Source organism: Streptomyces hokutonensis (assembly GCF_000376565.1).
In the GTDB taxonomy this organism is placed as follows: domain Bacteria; phylum Actinomycetota; class Actinomycetes; order Streptomycetales; family Streptomycetaceae; genus Streptomyces; species Streptomyces hokutonensis.
The window spans coordinates 179,075-200,751 of the sequence record NZ_BARG01000018.1; the positions used below are offsets into that span (position 1 = coordinate 179,075).

Genomic DNA, 21,677 nt, shown 5'->3' on the forward strand with positions numbered 1-21,677 from the left:
GCCCCGGGTTCACGCGGTCCCGCTCACACTTCTCACGGGGGTCATCTCTCATGTTCCGGAAACGCAGGTCACGACTGCGCCGTTGGCAGGTACGGGTCATACCCGGGGTGGCGCTCGGCGTCGCCCTGAGTCTCGCCGCCGGCGGCCTGACCGTCGCCCAGGCGGCCGAGAGACCCGAGCCCAAGCCCCTCTCGGCACTGTGGAAAAGAGACACCGCCGACACCAGGGCGGTGACGGCCCCCGGCGCCAAGGCCGCGCGCGAACGCGCCGCCCAGCAGCGCAAGGCCAACGACCGCCAGGCCCGGCGGGCCCGCGCCGAACAACAGGCCGACTGGCCCGCCCCCGCCGACCGCACCCTGGGCATCGGCCGCTCGGCCGCCCCCGCGACCGTGGGCGAGCTGCCCGTCGCACTGACCGTCCCGAAGACCGCGAAGAAGCCCGCGTCGGGCACGGCCGCCGTGCGGGTCCTCGGCCACCAGGCCGCAACTGCCCTGGGCATCAAGGGAGTTCTGCTCAGCGTCCGTGCCGGGCAGGGCGGCTCCGCCCAGGTCGCGGTGGACTACGGCCGCTTCGCCTCCGCGTACGGCGGCGGCTGGGCCGGACGGCTCGGCCTGGTGAGCCTGCCGCAGTGCGCCCTGACCACTCCGGAGAAGACCGAGTGCCGCAGGACGACCCCGGTGGCGTCCCGCAACGACATCGACGGGCAGTCCGTGACCGGCACGGTCGCCCTGGCGAGCGCGGCGCCGACCGTGCTGGCCCTGGCCGCGACCGCGTCCGGCGAATCCGCGTCCGGCACGGGCACCTACGAGGCGTCCACGCTCTCCCCGTCGGCGACCTGGGAGGCGGGCTCCTCCTCCGGCGCGTTCAGCTGGTCGTACCCGATGGCCGTCCCGCCGGCCCCGGGAGCGACCCCGCCACTGACCCTGAGCTACAGCTCGGCCACCGTGGACGGACAGACGGCCGCCACCAACAACCAGACCAGCCAGGCCGGTGAGGGCTTCGACCTGTCGGCGAACTCCTATGTCGAGCGCTCCTACGGGTCCTGCGACGAGGACGGCCAGACCGACAAGAACGACCTGTGCTGGAAGTACGACAACGCCAGCCTGGTGCTCAACGGCAAGGCCACCGAACTGGTCAAGGACGACACGACCGGCGCGTGGCGGCTGAAGAACGACGACGCCTCCACGGTCGCCCTGTCGACCGGCGCCGACAACAGCGACAACAACGGCGAGTACTGGACCGTCACCACCGGCGACGGCATCCGCTACGTGTTCGGCCTGAACAAACTGGCGGGCGCCGGCACCGAACGCACCAACTCGGTGTGGACCACCCCGGTCTTCGGCGACGACTCGGGCGAGCCCGGCTACGACCAGGGCAGCGCGTTCGCGAGCCGCGCCGTCACCCAGGCCTGGCGCTGGAACCTCGACTACGTCGAGGACCTGCACGACAACGCCATGTCGTACTGGTACACCAAGGAGTCCAACCACTACGGCAAGAACGGCGCGAGCACCGCGACCGCGTCCTACGACCGCGGCGGCTACCTCACCAAGATCCTCTACGGGCAGCGGGCCGACGCCCTGTTCTCCGGGGTCACCTCCGCGAAGGTCGAGTTCACCTATCTGGAGCGCTGCACGGCGACCGACTGCTCGGAGCTGAAGGACTCCACCTCGGACAACTGGCCCGACGTCCCCTTCGACACGATCTGCGCCTCCGGCGCCGACTGCCACGCGACCGGCCCGGCGTTCTTCACCCGCAAGCGGCTGACCGGCGTCAACACCTTCGTGTGGTCGGCGGAGACCAGCGCCTTCACCGCCGTCGACTCCTGGGCGCTGACCCAGCAGTACCTCGACGGCGGGGACATCGGCGACACCTCGGACCAGACGCTCACGCTCAAGAGCATCGTGCGCACCGGCAAGGCCGGCACCGACCTCGCCCTGCCCCCGATCACCTTCACCTACAACATGCGGCCCAACCGCGTCGACGCGACCACCGACGACATCCTGCCGCTGTCCAAGCCCCGTATCCGCACGGTCACTTCGGAGACGGGCGCGATCACCGACGTGACGTTCTCCGACCCGGAGTGCGTCCGCGGCAGCAACATGCCCGCCGCCCAGGACGACAACGCCAAGTCCTGCTACCCGCAGTACTGGCACATCAACGGCGCCACGGAGGCCTCGGTCGACTGGTTCCACAAGTACCGGGTGCTCGCCGTCGTCACCAGCGACCCGGCCGGCCACAACGAGAACGTCGTCAACAGCTACACCTACGCCGACCCGGCCTGGCACTACAACGACTCACCGCTCGCCCCGGCCGACGAACGCACCTGGTCGATCTGGCGCGGCTACGGCACCGTCACCTCCACCCGGGGCAACGGCGGCAACCTGAACAAGGTGACCTCGGTCTACCTCCAGGGCATGGACGGGGACCGGCTCCTGGGCAGCGGCGGCACGCTCGACCCCGACGCCCGCCGCTCGGTGAACGTCTCCGGCATCCCCGTCTCCACCCTGAGCGTGCCGGCCCAGAAGGACAGCGACCAGTTCGCGGGCCTCCTGCGCCAGCAGATCACCTACAACGGCAGCACTCCGATCACCGTGGCCGTCAGCGACCCCTGGTCGAAACGGACCGCCACCCAGCACAAGTCGTACGCCGACACCGAGAGTTACTACATCGGCATCGACAAGTCGACCACATCCACCTATCTGACGGCCTCCGGCACCTGGCGCAGCCGCACCACGGCCAGCACCTACGACGACTACGGCATGGTGTCCAAGGTCGACGACACCGGTGACACCGCCAAGTCGGGCGACGAGACCTGCACCCGCACCTGGTACGCCCGCAACGACGGCCTGGGCATCAACTCCCTGGTCTCCCGCACCCGGGTCGTCGGCCGGGCCTGCTCCGTCGCGGAGACCGCCCTGTCGCTGCCGGCCAACGCGGCCACCGCGGGCGACGTCCTGTCCGACTCGGCCACCTTCTACGACAACGCCACCACCACCGTGTGGAGCGCCGCCCAGACACCCACCAAGGGCGAGGCGACCTGGACCGGCCGCCCCAGCGGCTACCCCACCGCCGCGACCGGCGGCGAGCGCAACCCCGCGTCCTGGCAGACCACCGGCCGCACCACCTACGACACCCTCGGCCGCTCCCTGACCACCACCGACGCGGGCGGCAACCCCACCACCGTCGTCTACACGCCGACGGCGACCGGACCGCTGACCCGCACCCAGACCACCGACGCCAAGTCGCAGAAGTCGTACATCTTCTTCGACCCGGCACGCGGCCTGACGACCAAGACCTACGACGTCAACAACAACCTCACGGAGTCGGCGTACGACGCGCTGGGCCGGACCACCTCCGTGTGGCTGCCCAACCGCAGCCACTCCGGCGGGCAGAGCGCCAGCTACGTCTTCCGCTACTCCGTCACCAACGACGCCCCGTCCTGGACGACGACCGGCACGCTCAAGGCGGACGGCGACACCTACACCACCAGCTACAAGATCTACGACTCGATGCTCCGCACCATCCAGACCCAGACACCGGGAGCGACGAGCGGACGCATCCTCACCGACATCCGCTACGACAGCAGGGGACTGGCCGACGAGAACTACGCGGACGTCTACGACGCCGCCGCGCCGTCGGGGACGTACACACAGGCCGAGTACGGCGAGGCGCCCCGCCTGACGAAGACCGCCTACGACGCGGCCGGCCGGCCCGTCACCACCACGTTCCTGACCGGCGGCGTACAGCAGTGGCAGACCACCAACACCTACACCGGTGACTCCACCAGCACGACGGGCATCCCCGGCGGCTCCGCCAAGCGCACCATCACCGACGCCCTGGGCCGCACGGTCGAGGAACGCCAGTATGCGGGCACCTCACCGACCGACACCGAGTTCGGCGGCACCACCGGAGCGGCCCACACCGGCACCCGGTTCACGTTCACACCCGACGGGAAGAACAAGACGATCACCGGCCCGGACGGCGCCGCCTGGTCCTACACCTACGACCTGTACGGCCGTCAGATCACCGCGAACGACCCGGACAAGGGCACCACGGCCACCGGCTACACGGCCCTCGACCAGGTGTCCTGGACGAAGGACGCCACCGGCCACGCCGTGATCTCCGCCTACGACGTGCTCGGCCGGGTCACCGACACCTGGAAGTCCGCCGTCGACGCGGACCTCACCAGCGCCACGGTGCTCACCGCGCAGAAGACGGACGCCAACAAACTGACCCACTCCGAGTACGACACGGTCACCGGCGGCAAGGGACAGCCGGCGTCCTCCACCCGGTACGTCGGCGGCGCCACCACCAGCGGGTCCGCGTACACCCAGAGCGTCACCGCGTACGACAAGCAGTACCACGCCACCGGCACCCGGCTGACGCTGCCCGCGAGCGACTCCCTGGTCACCTCCGGGGCGCTGGCCTCCAACACGCTCGACTTCTCCAGCTACTACAACATCGACGGCACCCTCCAGTACACCAACGAACCGGCGGCCGGCGGCCTCGCCGCGGAGAAGGTCGAGTACGGCTACAGCGACCGGGGACTCGCCACCACCCTCAGCGCCGGCGGCCAGGGCATCGTCCTCGGCACCACCTACACCGACCTCTCCCAGGTCTCCACCCGGCGCCTCGGCGTCTCGGAGGCCACCGGCGTGATGAAGGTCGACATCGTCCACGACTACCAGGACGGCACCGGCCGGCTGCTGCGCACCGAGGCCCGCGGCCAGGCCCACGCCTACGACGCGCTGAACCTCTTCTACTCCTACGACACGGCCGGCAACGTCACCAAGATCTCCGACACCACCACCCTCGGCGGCACCGGCGCGGCCGACACCCAGTGCCTCGGCTACGACGGCTACCAGCGCGTCACCGACGTCTGGACCCCCGCCGCCGGCGACTGCTCCGCCACGCCCAGCGCCTCGGCCCTGGCCGGCCCGGCCCCGTACTGGACGAGCTACACCTACAGCGACGGCGGACAGCGCGCGACCGAGAAGGAGCACCGCACCGACGGCACCGTCACCACGCTCAACTACTGCTACAAGGGCGGCGCCACCCAGCCGCACACCCTGCTGACCACGACCACCGCCTCCTGCACCGGCGCCACCGCGACCTACGGCTACGACGCGGCCGGCAACACCACCAAGCGGCCCGACGGCACCGCCACCCAGTCCCTCGCCTGGGACGACGAGGGCCGCCTCGCCAAGGTGACCGAGGACGCCCACACCACGGACTACGTCTACGGCGCGGACGGAAACCTGCTCATCCGCCGGGACGCGGCCGGCGACACGGTGCTGTACCTCGGCTCCACCGAGGTCCACCTCAAGGCGGGCAAGAAGTGGGCCGACCGGTACTACGGCCTCGGCGAGAGCACGGTCGCGCTGCGCAGCACGCAGAGCGGCTCGGCCCAACTGTGCTGGCTCGCCGGGGACAAGCAGGGCACCAACAGCGTGGCCATCACCGCCGACGCGACCCAGACCCTCACCAAGCGCTACACCACGGTGTTCGGCGAGAGCCGCACCGGCGGCAGGGGCACCTGGCCCGACGACAAGGGCTTCCTCGGCCAGCCGTCCGACGGCGGAACAGGCCTGACCCACCTCGGCGCACGCGAGTACGACCCGGTCATCGGCCAGTTCCTCAGCGTCGACCCGGTCCTCCAGGCGGAGATCCCGCAGAGCCTCAACGGCTACAGCTACGCCGGCCAGAACCCCGCCACCTACGCCGACCCGGCCGGCACCGAGATCGGCTCCCGTCCCAACTCCTGCCAGTACGACCTGAAGTACTGCGACAAGAAGACACAGCAGGCCGTGGGCTACGACCCGAAGACCCGCACGGTGGACTACACCAAGGGCACCCAGGTCGGCGACGGCTCGATCGTGAACGGCAAGCCGAAGACGAAGAAACTGCCCAAGATCGTCTACGACTGGATGACCAAGGACCTCGGCTACCAGGGCACGCGGTGGCTCACCGAACCGCAGTACAAGTCCTGGATCAGAACGGCGTCCGAGGACCAGGCGAAGGCCCAGATCTCGTTCTTCCATGAGTGTTTGCAGGGCGGTAGCGCCAAGGACTGCATGAGCAAGTCCCAGAACGTGAAGATCGAGGAGAAGGAGGAGGACGACGGCCACGCCTTCTTGAGCGACGACGTCGCCAACACGCTGAGCATCGCGAGTTCGGGCCTGGGTATTGCGGCGGCGTGCATGGGACCGACCCCCGCAGGAGCCGCCGTAGGCGTCGTGGCGGTCACCATCGGTATCGTTCTCGCGCTCGACACATGCGTGGCCGACCCGATCAGCCTGGGCTGTGCCTCGGCCGCCGTAGGCATCGCGGGTGGTTTGTTCCCGATCATCAAGAGCGGTGAAGCCGTGCAAGGTGTCACCTACCTCGCCAGCAACGCCGGCCGAGCCGGAAGGGCTGTCGCCAGCGGGGCGCGCAGCGCCTGGCGAAGCGTCAGCGGCTGGTTCGGCTGACGGACAGAACGGCCTCCTGCTTCTCCCCGGGGCGCCCGAAGCCGCCCCGGGGAGAACAACCGGCAGAAGAGAATGAGGAACGACGATGGTTCTGGAACGGATCGCACCCTGGTGGGACCGGCAGGTGCTGGTCGGCATCTGTGTCGCGGCTGTCGTGGCCGCGGCCGTGGCGTCCCTCCGGTCGCTGTCCGAGGTGAGGGTGTGGCAGGTCTCGCTGATCGTCAGCCTGTTGTGCGTGATGCTCTGGGTGGCGCGCACACAACTCGTGCCGTCCGCGTCCGTGAGCGCGTCCGTCCTGGTGGTCCGCAACGTCTACAGCACCTACGAGATCCCCTGGCAGACGCTGACGGGCATCGACTGGGAACCCCGCTCGGGCCTGCTCTCCCTCGAACTGGCCGACGGCCGACGGGTTCCGGTCCAGGCGTTCAGCCGCTGGCCCTCCTTCGGCCGCCACCGGAAGGTGATCGAGACCCTGGAGGAGGGCCGTCGCCTGGCGGCGGGTCCGGCGGAGGACGAGGTGCGGGTCACCGGCGCCTCCGGAATCACCGAGTTCCTCCTGGCGCTCTGCTTCGGGGCCGCCCTGGTGGCACTCCTGATCGAGGGTGTCATCGCGCTTCTGTGAACGGCACGAGTCCCAACAGGGTTTTCCCGCAACCCTGTTGGGACTCGTGGCACAGGCGCCGCTACCCCGCGCCCCCGCGAAACGCCCCGGCCACCACCGGCACCAGCTGCCGCTCCAACCGCTCGGCGGGCAAGGCCGCCAGTTCGGTACCGATGGGCGCCAGCGCGAGCCAGTTCAACAGGCCGGCCGCGCAGCGCGTGCGGAAGATCAGCTCTTCCTCGTCGACCCCGGGGACGTTCGGCCCCAGTACCCGCAGGACGTCCCGGCGGCTCTTCTCGAACTTGCCGGTCAGCCGCTCCCATCCCTGGGGCGGCTCGATGCCGATGCGCGCCACGGTTCGCATCACGGCGAGGTCCTGCCCGCCGGCCGCGAACGCGCGCATCATCGGCCCGGCGAACGCCGCGGCCACTTCATCGAGGGTCGCGGCGGGGCCGAGGGAGTCGATCGCCGCCATCTGGGCGTCCAGATACTGTTCCAGCGCGTGCTCGATCGCCGTGTCGCACAGCGCCTTGAGCGACCCGAAGTGGTAGCTCACCGCCGCGACGTTGGCCCCGGCGCGATCCGTGATCTCGCGGAGCGTCACGCCTTCCTGGCCCCGTTGCGCGAGCAACTCGAGGGCGGCCGACTGCAGGCCGTCCCGTGTGCGTTGACCGGCCTCCCGGCGCAGGTCCGTCTTTTTCACCCTTATCACGCCATGTAGTCAATCACTTGTTTGACTGCATCGTCAAGTGGTCGGCGCCTGGTCAGCCACACAATTCAAACAGTGGCTTGACAGCTTGCTGCGGCCCTCCATAAAGTCAAGCCATCGCTTGATTTACTAAGAGCGAGCGGGGGACCGCTGCTGTGCGGCTCCCGGATCCTGAGAACAAACGTGAAGGAATACGTCATGAAGCTGCTCAGCCGGAAGTCGATCACCGCCGCGACCGCGGTAGCTGTTCTGGGTGGTCTCTCCATCGCCGCCGTGCCGTCACAGGCCGCGAGCCCCACGCACCACAAGTCCGCCGCCCCGACCCTGACCGCGCGTCAGCTGGCGGCGCTGCCGCTCACCGACCGGCACCTGACCAAGCACGAGAAGACCAACCTCGCGATCGTCCTGCGCGACTACTACGTGGCCGAGGGCAGCCACATCGACGTCCCGACCTTCGTCAACAGCTTCGCCAAGGACGGCGTCTTCAACGACATGGTCCCCGGCGTCGCCTACCGGGGTAAGGCGCTCGGCAACGTGCTGCCGTACATGAAGGGCCTCTTCTCCAACGTCCACCGTGACCTCAAGCGCATCACCGTGAACGGCGACACCATCAGCATCGAGCTGTCCATCCAGGGCACGTTCGACGGGCAGCTCCAGGCGCCGACGGGCGGCTTCGTCAAGGGCAAGGGCCAGAAGGTCGACGCCCCGACCGCCGACTTCTGGTACCTGAAGAACGGCAAGGTCGAGAAGTTCGACTGCTTCGTCGGCTACTCGAAGATGTACTCCGACATGGGTGTGAACTTCGACTGGGCCTCGGCCGTCAACCAGCACTGAGCCACTCGCGGCGGGTGATGCCCGGCCCTCTGCGGCCCCGCATCACCCGCCGCGGCCCGTCCCGTCCCATCCACCTTCGGGGAACCCCTTGAACGCCACAGGCAACACCGTCCTCGTCGCCGGAGCGACCTCCGGCATCGGCCTCGGACTGGCGCTGCGGCTGCACGCGGCAGGCAACCGGGTCATCGTCTCCGGACGCCGCGAGGACAGACTGAAACAGATCGTCTCGGAGCACCCCGGCATCGAGTCCGTCGTGCTCGACGTCACCGACCCGACCGCCGTCCGGGACGTGACCGCGCAGCTCCTGCGACGCTTTCCCGACCTCGACGCCCTGGTGACGATGGCCGGCGTCATGCTGCCGGAGGACCTCCACCACGCCGATTTCCTCGCCGTGGCGGAAGAGACGGTGGCGACCAACCTCCTCGGCACCATCCGCCTCGTGGCCGCCCTGACCGAACACCTCGCCGGCCGGCCCCGGGCGACGATCATGACCGTCTCCTCCGGACTCGCCTTCGTCCCGCTGCCGATCGCCCCGACCTACAACGCCACCAAGGCCGCCGTCCACTCCTTCACCGAGAGCCTGCGCGTCCAGCTGGCGGACACGAGCGTCGAGGTTCTCGAACTGGTGCCCCCGGCCGTGCGCACCGCCCTGATGGGCCAGGAGGACTCGGAGACCGCGATGCCTCTTGACGCCTTCCTCGACGAGGTCATGAGCATCCTCGGCGCCGGCGAACAGCCCGACGAGATCCTCGTCGAGGCCGTCGAACCGATCCGGTTCGCCGAGGCCCGCGGCGAGTACGCCACCATGCTGCGCCTGCTCTCCGGCCGCTGACGAACGGCCACTTCGCCACCACACCGACTTGATCGCGCAACCGACCGCAGAGGAACGCATCGGCATGACGACCCGGCTGGGAATCGGTCTCCCGCAGAATCGGCAGTACGACCTCGGCAAGGACGTGCCCGACGTGGCCCGCGCCGCCGAGGCCATCGGATACGACAGCCTCTGGGTGTACGAACGCGCCCTGTTCCCGGAACCACAGACCCAGCCGCTCTACGGCGTCCCCGGCCTGCCGTGGCCCGAGGCCTACCGGGGCGTGGCCGAGCCGCTGGTCACGCTGACCCTCGCGGCGGCGGCCACCGAGCGGGCCGAACTGGGCACCGCCGTACTGGTCGCCCCGCTGCACATCCCCTTCCAACTCGCCAAGTCCCTGGCCACGTTGGACGCGGCGAGCGGCGGCCGGGTGATCGCCGGCCTCGGCAGCGGCTGGTCCCTCGACGAGTACGCCGCCGCCGGAGTACGCCCGTTCGCGGAGCGCGGCAAGGTCATGGACGAGGTCTTCGAGGTGTGCCGGGCGGTGTGGGGCCCGGACCCGGTGGTCTACGACAACGGCCGGATCACGAGGATCGCCTCGGCCGTGGTCGGACCGAAGCCGGCCCGCCCGATCCCGATCCTCGTCCCGGCCAACTCCCCACGGTCCATGCGGCGGTTGGTCGACCACGCCGACGGCTGGCTGCCGTACGCCGACGGTCCCGAGCAAGTGGCCGCGAGCCGGTGCCAGTTGCAGGACCTCGCCGCCGAGCGGGGCCGGACCCGCCCGCTGCGGACGGTGGTTCGCGTCAACCCGGACTACACCGCCAAGCGCTACGAGGGCCCGGACCGCCGTCCCTTCCAGGGCGACGTCGAGCAGATCGTCGGCGACCTGATGGCGTACGACGGGATCGGCCTCGACGAGTTCCTGGTCGACCTCTCGTGGGCCGCGCGGGACGCGCAGGAACTGAAGGACGTCTCCGCCGAGTTGTACACGGCGGCACGCGCGGCCGGCTTCTGACCGGCCCGGCCCTTGACGTGACGACAGGATCCGGGGTCCGGAGCGCCCCCCGCGCGCCCCGGACCGTGGACCCCCCATCCCCCCGTCGTCATGCAGCTCCTGGGTGCCGGGCGGAGCGCGGTGGGTGTGCTGCGGGCGAGTGCCTCCGGCATATCGACCCCCGTCGACGCCACAGGTTCGCCCGAAGGCATGACCAGTGCTCCTGTTCCGCCAATGGGCACGCCCCTGTGCCCGGTAGGCTCCCGGCACAGACAGCTTCGTCGGTAATCGTGCCGGTCCGCAGGGGTCGGGTGTTGCCAGCGGGTATTTGGCAACACCGGTCGGCCGGCGTGTTGTTGGGGGGATGGTCATCGAGCACGACGGATTCGGCGCGGAGTTACGCAGGCGCCGCATTGCGGCCGGTATGTCACTGAGCGAGTTGGCCGGCAGGGTGTACTGCAGCCGCAGCTTCCTCAGCCGCGTCGAGAACGGACGCCGCAGGGCGTCCCTGGAGCTGGCCCAGCTGTGCGACGAAGTCCTGCGCGCCAAGGGAGCGTTGGCGGGCCTGGCACCACCACCCGGCACCGACGCGCCGCCGAAGACAGTGCGCGGGGAGACCGTCCGCCTGGTCAAGTCCCCCGGAAACAACGGCCGTTCGGCCCAGGCGCAGGAACGGGCCGAGTTCCTACGGCTGTTGCGGCGCGGTGATCTGAGCCACGCGGCCGGCGAGATGCGCGAGGCGGAGCGGTACTACACGGCCGCCTATCGCGGCGCCGCCGGGGACCCGAGGGCGCAGGCCGAGGCCGTGATCAGGCTGGCGCGCCGCTGGTCCGACCCCGGGCAGGTCGACCGCGAACTGATCCAGTCGATCAAGGGGTGCCTGGCCGCGCTGGAGGGCGACGCGGGCCCCGAGGCCGCGGGGCTGCGGCTGCGGCTCGAAGCGCATCTGGCGAAGAAGATGGCCCTGGCGGTCAGCCAGGACACCGCGGCCGGGCTCGCCGGTCCCGCCGAGGGCGCCCGGCTCGCCGAGGACACACTGCGCCGATTACCCGAGGACGGCGACGACGAGGTGCGCTGTGAAGTCCTCACCGAATGCCGGTGGGCACGCTACGACTTCATGAGCGCCCCCGATTCACTGGACCTCTCCGAACGGCTGCGCGAGGCCGCGGCCCGGCACGATTCCGCGTACTTCCGCGGTGAGGCGCTCATGGCCGTCGCCATCGACCAGTTGCGCAACGGCAGGATCTTCAGCGCGCTGGCCACCGCCAACCAGTACCGCAAGCACGCGGCGGACACCCAGAGCGCCCTGGCCCTCTGGCAGCGGCACACCCTCGACGCCCTGCTCGACCTGTGGCACGGCCGGTTCGACGCCGCCGCCGAGTGGATCTTCGTGGAGTCACTGAAGTTCATCGAACTCCTCCGCGCCGACTACGCCGTACCGGCGGACAACCTGACCCAGACCCGGCTCGGCCAGGCCTACTGGCTGCTGCGCCAACAGGGCCGTCTGCATGAGCTGTTCACCTCCGACCTGGCCGGCGACGTCGAGCGCCACGCCTACTTCCCCGTCTGGCGGGCCGGGCTGGCCCTCGCCCTGTGCGAGACCGGGCAGCACGCCGAGGGCGCGGACCTGTTCCTCGGCTGCGTCGCCGACGTCGACCGGTTCCCGCCCTCGGGCTGGGCGGTCCCCGCGCTCGTCCTGCTGGCGGAGGTCTGCGCGGCGCTGGACCTGGAGGGCGGATTCGAGGCCGAGTTGGCGCAGGCGGTGCCCGGGCTCCGCGCGCGTCTCGCGCCGCACGACGGCGAGCAGATCGCGCTGGGCGGCTGGCCCACCGTCCTCGTCGGCCCGACCGCCCGGGCCTGCGGGCTGCTGGCGCTCGCGGCGGGGGAGCCGGAGACCGCCCTCGACCGCTTCCGGCAGGCGGCGGTCCCGGCCCGCTCCTCGCAGCCCGAACTCGCCCGCCTCCGCCTGGCCCAGGCCCGCGCGACGCGCCGGCTGGGCGGTCCGGGCAGCGAGCCGCACGCGGTCCGGCTGCTGCGGGAGGCGGCACGCGGGGCGGAGACGTACGGCATGACGGCGCTCGGTGCGCAGACCCTGGCGCTGCTGGAGGAGGCGGGGCGGGGGTGAGCAACGGCCTCTGCGGCCGGTGGAGTCGGTGTGCGCGACCGGTGTTCATGCTGTGAACTAGGTCACATTCGAGTCCTCCTCGGGTGCCCCGCCCCGCAGCTCCTGTCGCGTCCCGGGTGTCACCCGGGGCACCCTCTGCCCCGCACTTCACCGTGGGTAGTCAGCCAAAACGTCTTCGTGGGCGGGCGGTTGGACGCACCGGCCGCCGGATTGTCTACCCGCGTAGTGTACTGAACGCCCTAAACGGCTCTGCCTGGCGTGTTTGTGGGGTCCCTTGACCCGGGTCGGATGGCTCGGTTTCATAACTGACCAACTGCGCGGGGGGCTCGGGCGCCCGTCGGGAAACCGCAGCCCGTCTTTGGCGTACGTGCTTTGCTGCGCCGCCAACTCCCCAGTCTGTGCAGGCGTGTTGACGTATGCCCGCGATTCGACGCGTCACGCGCCACCCCGGAAAGGAAACCACCGGTGTCGCAGTTCCTCACCGCAGCCCGCCTCTGTCGTCGCGCCGTCGGACATCGGTGGGTGAAGTGAGCAGACACCGGGACACGTCCACGCAGACCGGACCCGGTAGCGGTCGCGGGCGCAGTATCCGCGCCTCGCTCATCACGCTCGCGGTGGTGCCGGCGACGGCGATGGTGCTGCTGTGGGTCAGTGGTTCCTTCGCGCTGTTCGACCAGTGGCACCGGTCCAACACCGTCGGGCAGGCGGCGAAGACCACATACGCCCTGCAGCCGGCGATCGGCGAGTTCCAGAAGGAACGGCAGCTGACGGTCGGTCTGTTGGCCTCGCACGGCAGCCGTACCGCGCTGGAGGCGCAACGGCGCAGGACCGATGCCCTGCTCGCGGGCTTCCGCACGGCGGACGCCGCCTCCAGCGGTGCCGGATCGGCGCAGTACAAGGCCCAGTTGGCCACCGTACGCAAGCGGATCGGCGCGCTGACCGCCGAACGGACCGCGGTCGACGCCGGGAAGAGCACCCGGCAGCAGGCCTACGCCGTCTACTCCGACGCGGTGTCGTCGGCGCTGAACCTCTTCGGGATGCTCAGCACCGACAGCGGCGACGCGGCCACCGCGGCCGACGCCGGCCACGCCCTGGCCTTCCTGCGCGGCACCGAGGCACTCTCGCAGGAGGAGGCGATCCTCGGCGGGGTCGCCGCGTCCGGGAAGCTGAGCGTCCAGGAGCGGTCCTCGCTGGCAGCGGCCGAGGCCGTCCGGGTCTCCGTGCTGTCCAACGAGGTGGAGCCGTATCTGTCCACGGAGATGGGCGCGGCGCTGGAGCAGGTCATGGGCGGCCGGGACTGGGAGGCCATGGCGGCCTTCGAGACGGCCGTCGCGTCGGCGTCCGCCGGGCACGACGGCACGATCGCGGTGCCGCACACCACGGCCGCCCGGGCGGCGGCGCCTGCGCGGGTGACCGGCGGGGTGCAGGCCGTGGAGGGCCAGTTCCTGTACAAGGTCACCGGCGACTCCCAGGACCGGACCCACCAGGTGCTCGTCAAGGCACTGCTCGGCAGCGCGCTCGCCCTGGTCGCCGTACTCGCCGTCGCCCTGCTGTCCTGGCGCATCACCCGCTCCCTCCTCGGCCGGATGTCCGGCCTGCGCGCCGAGACCCTCGAACTCGCCGAGGAGCGACTGCCCGAGCTGATCACCCGGCTGCGCACCCAGGGCAAGCGCGCCGAACTCGACGACCTGCCCGAACTCGACTACGGCACCGACGAGTTGGGCAAGGTCGCCGAAGCCTTCAACAGCGCCCAGCGGACCGCGGTGAGCGTCGCGCTGGAACAGGCCTCGCTGCGCGAGGGCGCGCGGCTCGTCTTCCACAACATGTCCCGCCGTATCCAGCTCCTGGTGCACCGTCAGCTCACGGTGATCGACTCCATGGAACGCAAGGAGCAGGATCCCCAACTCCTCGCCGACCTCTACCGCGTGGACCACCTCGCCACCCGGATGCGGCGCAACGCGGAGAGCCTCACCGTGCTGTCCGGCGCGGCCCCCCGCCGCCGCTGGAAGCACGCGGTGCCGCTCGCCGACCTGCTGCGCAGCGCGGTCTCCGAGATCGAGGGCTACACCCGCGTCGTCGTCGAACCCCTCCCGCCCATAGCGGTGTTGGGCCCGGCGGTCGGCGACACGATCCACCTCATGGCCGAACTCATCGAGAACGGCGTGACGTTCTCCCCGCCGCACACCGAAGTACGCGTCCGCGCGCTGCCGGTGGCGCAGGGGTACGCCGTCGAGGTCGAGGACCGGGGGCTCGGCCTCGCCGTGGACGAGTACGCGGCGGCCAACGAACTCCTGCACCACCCCAAGGACTTCAGCTTCACCACCCTCGGCGAGGACCCGCGCCTCGGCCTCTTCACCGTCGGCCACCTCGCCCAGCGCCACGGCATCACCGCCAGCCTCCAGGCCTCGTCCTACGGCGGCTCGCTCGCCGTCGTGGTCCTCCCGCAGGCCCTCACGGAGCCGGTCGCCGACGCCGTACCGTCCCCCCTGGACGCCCGCGCGGAACGCCACCTGGCGTCGGTCGCCGGTTCCCCCACCGACCCGTTCCCGCCCCCCGGCCAGCCCACCGGCCCGGTCGGCGGCCCACCCCGCGCCGGAGTGACGGCAGGCGGCATGCCGATGCGCACACGCCGCACACGAAACGCCGCGGCGGGCCCCGTGGTTACCACCACTACGCCGACCCAAGAGGCCACGCCCTCCTACGGGACCGCACCGACCTACGAACCCGCACCTTCCCGCGAGCCCGCGCCCTCCTACGAAGCGGCGCCGTCCCGCGAGCCCGCGCCCTCCTACGACGCGGCGCCGCCCCGCGAGACCGGTCCTTTCACCGGCTCGCACGCGGGGGACGCGCCGTCCGACGGCCCCCGCACGGGAGATGCGCCGACGCCTGGTGACATGCCGTCAGCGGGTTCCCGCACGGGAGACATGCCGTCCGGGGCCTCTCGCGCCGGCGACATGTCGTCCGCAGGGTCCCGAGCGGGGGACCTGCCCTCGACCGGTTCCCGAGCGAAGGACCTGCCGTCCAAGGGTTCCCGCATCGGGGAGATGCGGGCCCTGGGGTCCCGCAAGGGGGGCGCGCCGTCCCCGGGTTCCCGCGCGGGGGAGACGCCGTCCGTGGGCTTCCAGGCGGGGGACGCGTCGTACACGGGCTCCCGTACCGGGGAGATGCGGTCGTTGAGTCCGCAGGCGGGGGACGCGCCGTACACGATCTCCCGCACTGGCGAGACGCCGTCCGTGGGTTCCCGTACCGGGGAGACGCGATCCCCGGGTTCGCAGGCGGGGGATGCGCCGTATGCGGGTTCCCGTACGGGTGAGACGCCGTCCGCAGGTCCTCGTACCGGGGAGACGCGATCCCTGGGTTCCCAAGCGGGGGATGCGCCGTATGCGGGTTCCCGTACGGGTGAGACGCCGTCCGCAGGTCCTCGTGCCGGGGAGACGCGATCCCCGGGTTCGCAGGCGGGGGACGCTCCGTACGCGGGCTCCCGCACCGGCGTGACGTCGTCCGCGGGGCATCGCACCGGGGAGGTACGGCCCCTCGGCTCCCGGGCGGGTGACGTGCCCTCCGCGGGCTCCCGTACCGGCGAGATGCCGTCCGCGGGTTCCCCCGTCCGGGAGGCGCCGGCCGCTGGTCTTTACGCCGGTGATTCGGCTTCCGTCGGTTTGCGGGCCGGAGGTGCTCTGCCCGGCGGGTCTCGTTCCGGTGGGGGCGCGTCGTCGCTCGGGGCCCGGTCGGGAGGTGTGCCCGGCTCGGGTGCCTGGAGTGGGTCCGGGCGGCTGCCCCGGCGGGTGCGGCAGGCCAATCTGGCGCCGCAGTTGCGGGACCGGGTCGTGGAGGCCGACGGTGACCACGGGCCGGGGCGGGAGGCGGAGCGGCGGCCGGAGCAGGCGCGGTCGATGCTCGCCGCGCTCCGGGACGGTACCCGTCGGGCCCGTGCGCAGGAGGAAGTGCCCATGCCCGCCTGGCCGTCGGCGATGGGCAGGGAAGGCTCCGCGCCGGGCCGTCCGGCAACCCCGCAAGACGAGTTTCCGCCGGCCACCTGGCCCACCACCCCGCCCGAGCGGCGTCAGCTGCCCACCCGTCCCCGTCCGACAAGGAACAACCCATGACTGCGCCCAACACCACGCACGGCGGACTGGCCTGGCTGCTGGACAACCTGATCGAGCGGATCCCCGAGACCCTGCACGCCATCGTCCTGTCGGAGGACGGACTCCTCGTCGGCTCCTCCGAGAAGCTCGCCCAGGACGACGCCGAGCAACTCGCCGCCATTTCCTCGGGAGTTCACTCGCTCGCGCTCGGCACCAGCCGCCACTTCGGCGGCGGCCGGGTGCAGCAGACCGTCATCGAGATGGACGACCTGTTCCTCTTCGTCACCACCGCGGGCGGCGGCGCCCGGCTCGCCGTCCTCGCCACCTCCGAGGTCGACGTCGGCAACGTCGGTTATGAAATGACCATGGTCGTGCGGCAGGTGGGGCAGTTCCTCAGTGCCGCCCCCCGGTTCCCGGAGTACAGCGGTGTGCCCTTCGCGGGTGAGCATGAATGAGACATTGGTCGGAGGAAGATCCCTGGGAGGACGAAGACCCCGCGCTGCTCGTCCGCCCGTACACGGTGACCGGCGGCCGCACCCCGACCGCCCACTCCGGCATCGAGCTGATCACCCTGATCAGCACGGTCCGGCCACCCACCCGCGACCAGCGCCTCCAGCCCGAACAGAACCGGCTGCTCGCGCTCTGCCGCACCCCGACGGCGCTGGTGGAGGTCGCCGCCCTGCTCGACCAACCCGTCGCGGTCATACGGGTGTTGCTCGATGACCTCCTGGACAACGAACTCGTCTCCGTCTCCCCGCCCGCCGCGGCCGGTACCCCCGACGCCCGTTTCCTCCAGGCAGTGATCGATGGCATTCGCAGAATCTGACCCCCGCGCAAGCCGCTCTCGCGCCACCACCGTCGCGCCCAACGCCGCCACGGCCAAGATCCTCGTCGCGGGCGGTTTCGGCGTCGGCAAGACCACGCTCGTCGGCGCGATCAGCGAGACGACGCCCTTGCGCACCGAGGAACTCATCACCGAGGCCAGCGTCGGCATCGACAGCCTCGCCGGCGTCGAGCAGAAGACCACGACCACGGTCGCCATGGACTTCGGCCGGATCACGCTGAGTTCGGCCCTCGTGGTCTATCTCTTCGGCGCCCCGGGCCAGGACCGGTTCTGGTTCATGTGGGACGACCTGTCCCGCGGCGCGCTCGGCGCGGTCGTCCTCGCCGACACCCGGCGGCTGGAGAGCTGCTTCCCGTCCGTCGACTTCTTCGAGCACCGCGGCATCCCCTTCGCCGTGGGCGTCAACTGCTTCAACGGCGTCTGCGAGGAGGACCCCGAGGAGATCCGCACCGCCCTCGACCTCGCCCCCGACATCCCGCTCGTCCTGTGCGACGCCCGAGACCGCGAGTCGGTCAAGACGGTCCTGCTCGCCCTCCTCGAACACGTCATGCGGGGCCTGGCGGTGGAGGCGTCGGGGGACCGCCAGCCGGTGTAGCCGTACGGCCGGGCGTCCGGTCGTACGGCCAACCACGCGGTCGTACGGTCAGGAGGGCTTCGTCGCCGAAACGGCGGTCGCGGTCAGCGTGCCGTCGCACTCCGCGAACTGCCCGTCTTCAAGGGCGACTTGGTGTTTCCCGGCGCCGGGCAGTCCGATCACCATCGTCGGGTAGATCACCGGCGCCGACCCCGACTCGCAGTAGCCGTCCCCCTCGCCCTGCACCTGCACGAAGGTCAGCTTCAGCCAGGCCTGGCCGCCGGGCGACAGCTTCACGGGGGAGGCGGAGCCGGTGGGGGTGACCTTCAGGGGGACGTTGAGCTCCGGGGAGCCGTTCGCGGCGCCGGCGACAGTGGGGTGGCCCTGGAGGAGGCACGACTTGGCGGTGGTGTTGGTGAACTGGACGATCGCCGCCCCGGTTCCGGTGCCCTGCGGCCGGTCGGCGGCCTGGTAGGCGATCGCCTTGAGTGATGCCGCCGCACAGGTCTTCACCGCGGTGCCCGTGGACCCGGACGACCCTGTGGACCCCGTGGATCCGGAGGTCCCCGTGGATCCCGTGGATCCGGACGACCCCGTGGACCCGGAGGTCCCCGTGGACCCCGTGGATCCGGACGACCCCGTGGACCCGGAGGCCCCCGTAGAACCGGAGGCCCCCGTGGATCCGGAGGAGATGGGGGAGGCGGTCGAGGTCGGCGACTGTGACGACACGTCGGACCCGGCGGACCCGGTGTCCGTGTCGCCCGGCTGACATGCCGTCATCACCAATGCCGCCGACAGCGCGGCCGTCGCCATCGCGGCCCTGCGGATGCTGCTCTTCTGCATGACGTCCCCCGAGTTCGGTTCGTGCGACCGGACTTGCCGGCATTTCGGCGGGGGAGACAGTTCAGGTCGTACGCCCGGTTTCCTCTATGCGTTCGCTGTGTCCCGGCTGTGACGAGATCAAGGCCGGATCAGGACGACTCGGCCGGCTTCCCGTCCGTCCCCGCCTCGAAGCTCGCGAAGTACGCCGCCGCCATGTCCTCGTCGCCGTGCCCCTGTGCCGCCGCCCGCGCGAACCGTTCCGCGCCCGCCGCCGCCACATCCAGCCGTACGCCGTTCGCCGCGCCGGCCTGCACGATCAGGCGGGCGTCCTTCTCCGCCGTCGAGACCGCGAAACTCGCCGGAGTCAGCTGGTCGTTCAGGATCGCGGCCGACTTGGCGTGCAGGTACCCCATGTCGAGGGGGCCGCCGGCGATGAGGTCGAGGAAGCTCTGGGGGTTCACGCCCAGGCCCTTGGAGAGGGCCAGGGCCTCGCCCGCCGCGTTCGTCACGGCCAGCACCCAGCTGTTGGCGACCAGCTTCAGGCGGGTCGCGGTGGCGGCCGCGCCGTCCTCGCCCACCCACATCGTGCGGGCGCCGACCGCGTCGAAGACCGGGGTGACCGCCGCGCGCCCGGACTCCGGGCCCGCCGCGAGGACCGTCAGCTGGCCGGCCTCGGCGGGCTGGCGGGTGCCGAGCACGGGGGCGTCGTAGAAGACCAGTTCGTGGCGGCCGGCGAACGCGGCCAGTTCGGCCACCGATTCGAGGCCCGAGGTCGTCGACTGGATCCACGCGGCGCCGGGACGCAGGACGGGCGCGGCCTCGCGCATCACATCGAGGACGGTGTCGCCGTCGTAGAGCATGGTGAGGACGACGTCCGCGTCGCGTACGGCCTCCGCCACGGTGTCGGTGACGTGCGCGCCGTCGGCGGACAGCGGTTCGGCCTTGGCGCGGGTGCGGTTCCAGGCGTGCACGGTGTGTCCCGCACGGGCGAGGTTGCGGGCCATCGCGGCGCCCATGATGCCGGTGCCCAGGACACCTACGGTGAGCTTCTCGGTGGTCATGACTCGGCTTTCGTCCTCGACGATGTTGTCGAGGACCAGGGTGCCAGGACGACACACGCCCGGCCTCCCGGCGGTGCGGGCGACACCCACCGGCTTCGGCCGGCCACCCGGTACCCGTTCCGGGCACGCGCACCCGTCGCCTTGGGTCGGGCGCGCGGCACCCCTCACCTCTGACCGCGCGCGTGTTCCCCACCCGGCTCTGGCCGGGCGCCAGGCACCGGCCAGTTCTGGCCGTGCGTAAGCCGCCGTGCGTCAGCCGGTGATCGTGAGCTGCCCCTCGTGAGCTGCTCCCCCGCAAGCTGCCGCCCGTCAGCCCGTGAGCGTGAACCAGGTCGAGCGGGACTTCTGCCACTCCGGGTGGGTGAGGTCCTTGGCCTCGGTGCCGTCGGCGTAGAGGTCGGCCGAGCCGTCGTCGGTGATCAGTTGGGCGCGGGCGTCCGTCGCCGTCAGGTCGGGGACGTCTACGACCGCCTCCCAGGCGCCCGGGTCCGTGGTCGGCAGGTCGCGCAGCTTGACCGGCTTGTCGGCCGCGTTGCCGGTCCAGGAGTAGAGGGCGTACGGGTCGGAGTTGTCGTCGGCGGCCCAGGAACCGGCGACGATCAGGTACTGGTTCGCCGCGTTCTTGCGGATGTCGCGCACCGAGAGACCACCGAGGTCCAGCTCGACCGGCGTGCCGAAGGTCGCCGCCGTGCCGTTCGCCACCACCTTGTCGATGTTGGTGACCGGGACCAGGAGCGCCTTGCCGCCCGCCACCGCGGGGGCGAGGGGTGCGCGGAAGCCGACGTACGCCGTCGTCGTCGAACCCGGTGCGAACTCCAGCCCCTCCACGTTGAATCCGTCGATCTCCTTGGGGATCTCACCGTCCGCGGTGCCCGCCGCGAAGCCGTACTTGTTGCCGTTCGCCTTGTCCCAGGCCACCAGGTCGTCACGCAGCTTGCCGTACGAACTGCCGTAGGAGAGCGCGGTGTCGGCGCCGGTGCCGGTCACCTTGGTGGTGAAGACCGTGTTGCGGGCCGCCTTGTACTCGCCGTCCTTGTTGTTGCCGAGCGAGCCGGTCCAGTAGATCGTGTCGCCGACACGGGCCGCGCCCTCGATGTCGATCTCCTTGTCGACGCCGATGTCGTCGCTGAAGTCCCAGGTCTTGATCGGCGCGCCGGACGCCGAACGGTCGTACAGGCGGAGGACGTTGGACTCGTCGTCCGCTACGACGACGTAGCCGCCGCCCACGTCGACTGCGGCGGAGGCATCGCTGGAGCCGGTCAAGTAGCGGGTGTCGGCGGGCTGTTGGACCGCCGCCGACGCCGCGTAGTGGAGGGTCTTGGTGGCCGTCTTGCCGCCGAGGCCCGTGACCTTCACCGTCAGGTCGGTGTAGCCCTGCGCGGCCGCCGCGACGGCGAGTTGGCGGGTGGCGCCGGTGCCGGTGACGGTCACCGCGCCCGTCGGCGCCACGGACGTCCTGCTGCTCTTGCTCGCCGCCACCGTCAACGCGCCGACGTCCGCGCCGCTCTGGGCGACCGTCACCCGGACCGTCGGATCGCCGACCGCGCCCACCGCGCCGGAGAGGTAGGAGGCCGAGAGGGAGATGGTCGGGGTGCCGTAACTCGCCGCATGCGCCCGGGTGTTGAAGCTCAGGCCGAGGGCGGCGAGGGCGAGGCAGGTGCCTGCCACGGCGACCGTCCTGCGCCCGCTGGAGAAAACTCCGTTGGAAGCTCCGCTGGAGAAAACGTAGTCCTGCACTGGGACC

The 21,677-nt window shown here is 71.0% G+C and carries 15 protein-coding genes; 11 read left to right on the forward strand and 4 right to left on the reverse strand.

Features of this window, described 5'->3' with window-relative positions; genetic code table 11:
- Window positions 1–50: 50 nt before the first annotated feature.
- Window positions 51–6,470 carry an RHS repeat-associated core domain-containing protein gene (locus SSP08S_RS55030; protein ID WP_078532381.1) on the forward strand — a complete coding sequence of 2,140 codons (6,420 nt, stop codon included), beginning with the start codon at window positions 51–53 and terminating at the stop codon, window positions 6,468–6,470.
- An 85-nt stretch (window positions 6,471–6,555) separates the two neighbouring features.
- Complete coding sequence (locus SSP08S_RS08970; RefSeq protein WP_019067245.1) at window positions 6,556–7,092, forward strand: PH domain-containing protein; 537 nt, start codon at window positions 6,556–6,558, stop codon at window positions 7,090–7,092.
- Window positions 7,093–7,153: 61 nt separating this feature from the next.
- On the opposite strand, the gene SSP08S_RS08975 is transcribed toward SSP08S_RS08970, so the two are convergent.
- Window positions 7,154–7,774: a TetR/AcrR family transcriptional regulator gene (locus tag SSP08S_RS08975; protein ID WP_019067246.1), complete on the reverse strand. Its 621-nt coding sequence runs from the start codon at window positions 7,772–7,774 to the stop codon at window positions 7,154–7,156.
- Between the two features lie 204 nt (window positions 7,775–7,978).
- Here SSP08S_RS08975 and SSP08S_RS08980 point away from each other — a divergent pair, with 204 nt between their 5' ends.
- From SSP08S_RS08980 to SSP08S_RS09015, 8 genes are all read left to right on the forward strand, one after another.
- Window positions 7,979–8,614, forward strand: a complete 636-nt coding sequence (locus SSP08S_RS08980) for a nuclear transport factor 2 family protein (RefSeq protein ID WP_019067247.1) — start codon at window positions 7,979–7,981, stop codon at window positions 8,612–8,614.
- 88 nt (window positions 8,615–8,702) lie between these two features.
- Complete coding sequence (locus SSP08S_RS08985; protein ID WP_019067248.1) at window positions 8,703–9,446, forward strand: SDR family oxidoreductase; 744 nt, start codon at window positions 8,703–8,705, stop codon at window positions 9,444–9,446.
- Between the two features lie 64 nt (window positions 9,447–9,510).
- The gene (locus tag SSP08S_RS08990; protein WP_019067249.1) at window positions 9,511–10,443 is read left to right on the forward strand and encodes an LLM class F420-dependent oxidoreductase; all 933 of its coding nucleotides are present in this window, start codon (window positions 9,511–9,513) and stop codon (window positions 10,441–10,443) included.
- A gap of 343 nt (window positions 10,444–10,786) precedes the next feature.
- Window positions 10,787–12,547, forward strand: a complete 1,761-nt coding sequence (locus SSP08S_RS60695) for a helix-turn-helix domain-containing protein (protein ID WP_086021950.1) — start codon at window positions 10,787–10,789, stop codon at window positions 12,545–12,547.
- Window positions 12,548–13,074: 527 nt separating this feature from the next.
- Window positions 13,075–16,653 carry a sensor histidine kinase gene (locus tag SSP08S_RS09000; RefSeq protein ID WP_019067251.1) on the forward strand — a complete coding sequence of 1,193 codons (3,579 nt, stop codon included), beginning with the start codon at window positions 13,075–13,077 and terminating at the stop codon, window positions 16,651–16,653.
- Window positions 16,650–17,087 (forward strand): roadblock/LC7 domain-containing protein, encoded by a 438-nt coding sequence (locus SSP08S_RS09005; RefSeq protein WP_019067252.1) that lies wholly within the window; start codon window positions 16,650–16,652, stop codon window positions 17,085–17,087. The genes SSP08S_RS09000 and SSP08S_RS09005 overlap by 4 nt, the downstream gene beginning before the upstream one ends.
- The gene (locus SSP08S_RS09010; RefSeq protein WP_019067253.1) at window positions 17,084–17,458 is read left to right on the forward strand and encodes a DUF742 domain-containing protein; all 375 of its coding nucleotides are present in this window, start codon (window positions 17,084–17,086) and stop codon (window positions 17,456–17,458) included. Before SSP08S_RS09005 ends, SSP08S_RS09010 begins: the two co-directional genes overlap by 4 nt.
- Window positions 17,439–18,071 carry a GTP-binding protein gene (locus SSP08S_RS09015; RefSeq protein WP_019067254.1) on the forward strand — a complete coding sequence of 211 codons (633 nt, stop codon included), beginning with the start codon at window positions 17,439–17,441 and terminating at the stop codon, window positions 18,069–18,071. Before SSP08S_RS09010 ends, SSP08S_RS09015 begins: the two co-directional genes overlap by 20 nt.
- A 48-nt stretch (window positions 18,072–18,119) precedes the next feature.
- On the opposite strand, the gene SSP08S_RS63020 is transcribed toward SSP08S_RS09015, so the two are convergent.
- Window positions 18,120–18,563 carry a DUF4232 domain-containing protein gene (locus SSP08S_RS63020; RefSeq protein WP_019067255.1) on the reverse strand — a complete coding sequence of 148 codons (444 nt, stop codon included), beginning with the start codon at window positions 18,561–18,563 and terminating at the stop codon, window positions 18,120–18,122.
- Between SSP08S_RS63020 and SSP08S_RS63025 the strand changes: the two genes are divergently transcribed.
- Window positions 18,535–18,819 (forward strand): hypothetical protein, encoded by a 285-nt coding sequence (locus tag SSP08S_RS63025; protein WP_218006637.1) that lies wholly within the window; start codon window positions 18,535–18,537, stop codon window positions 18,817–18,819. The genes SSP08S_RS63020 and SSP08S_RS63025 overlap by 29 nt on opposite strands.
- 202 nt (window positions 18,820–19,021) lie before the next feature.
- On the opposite strand, the gene SSP08S_RS09025 is transcribed toward SSP08S_RS63025, so the two are convergent.
- Complete coding sequence (locus SSP08S_RS09025) at window positions 19,022–19,933, reverse strand: NAD(P)-dependent oxidoreductase (protein ID WP_043259356.1); 912 nt, start codon at window positions 19,931–19,933, stop codon at window positions 19,022–19,024.
- A 309-nt stretch (window positions 19,934–20,242) separates the two neighbouring features.
- Window positions 20,243–21,670, reverse strand: a complete 1,428-nt coding sequence (locus SSP08S_RS09030) for a hypothetical protein (protein ID WP_026178322.1) — start codon at window positions 21,668–21,670, stop codon at window positions 20,243–20,245.
- Window positions 21,671–21,677: the final 7 nt, after the last annotated feature.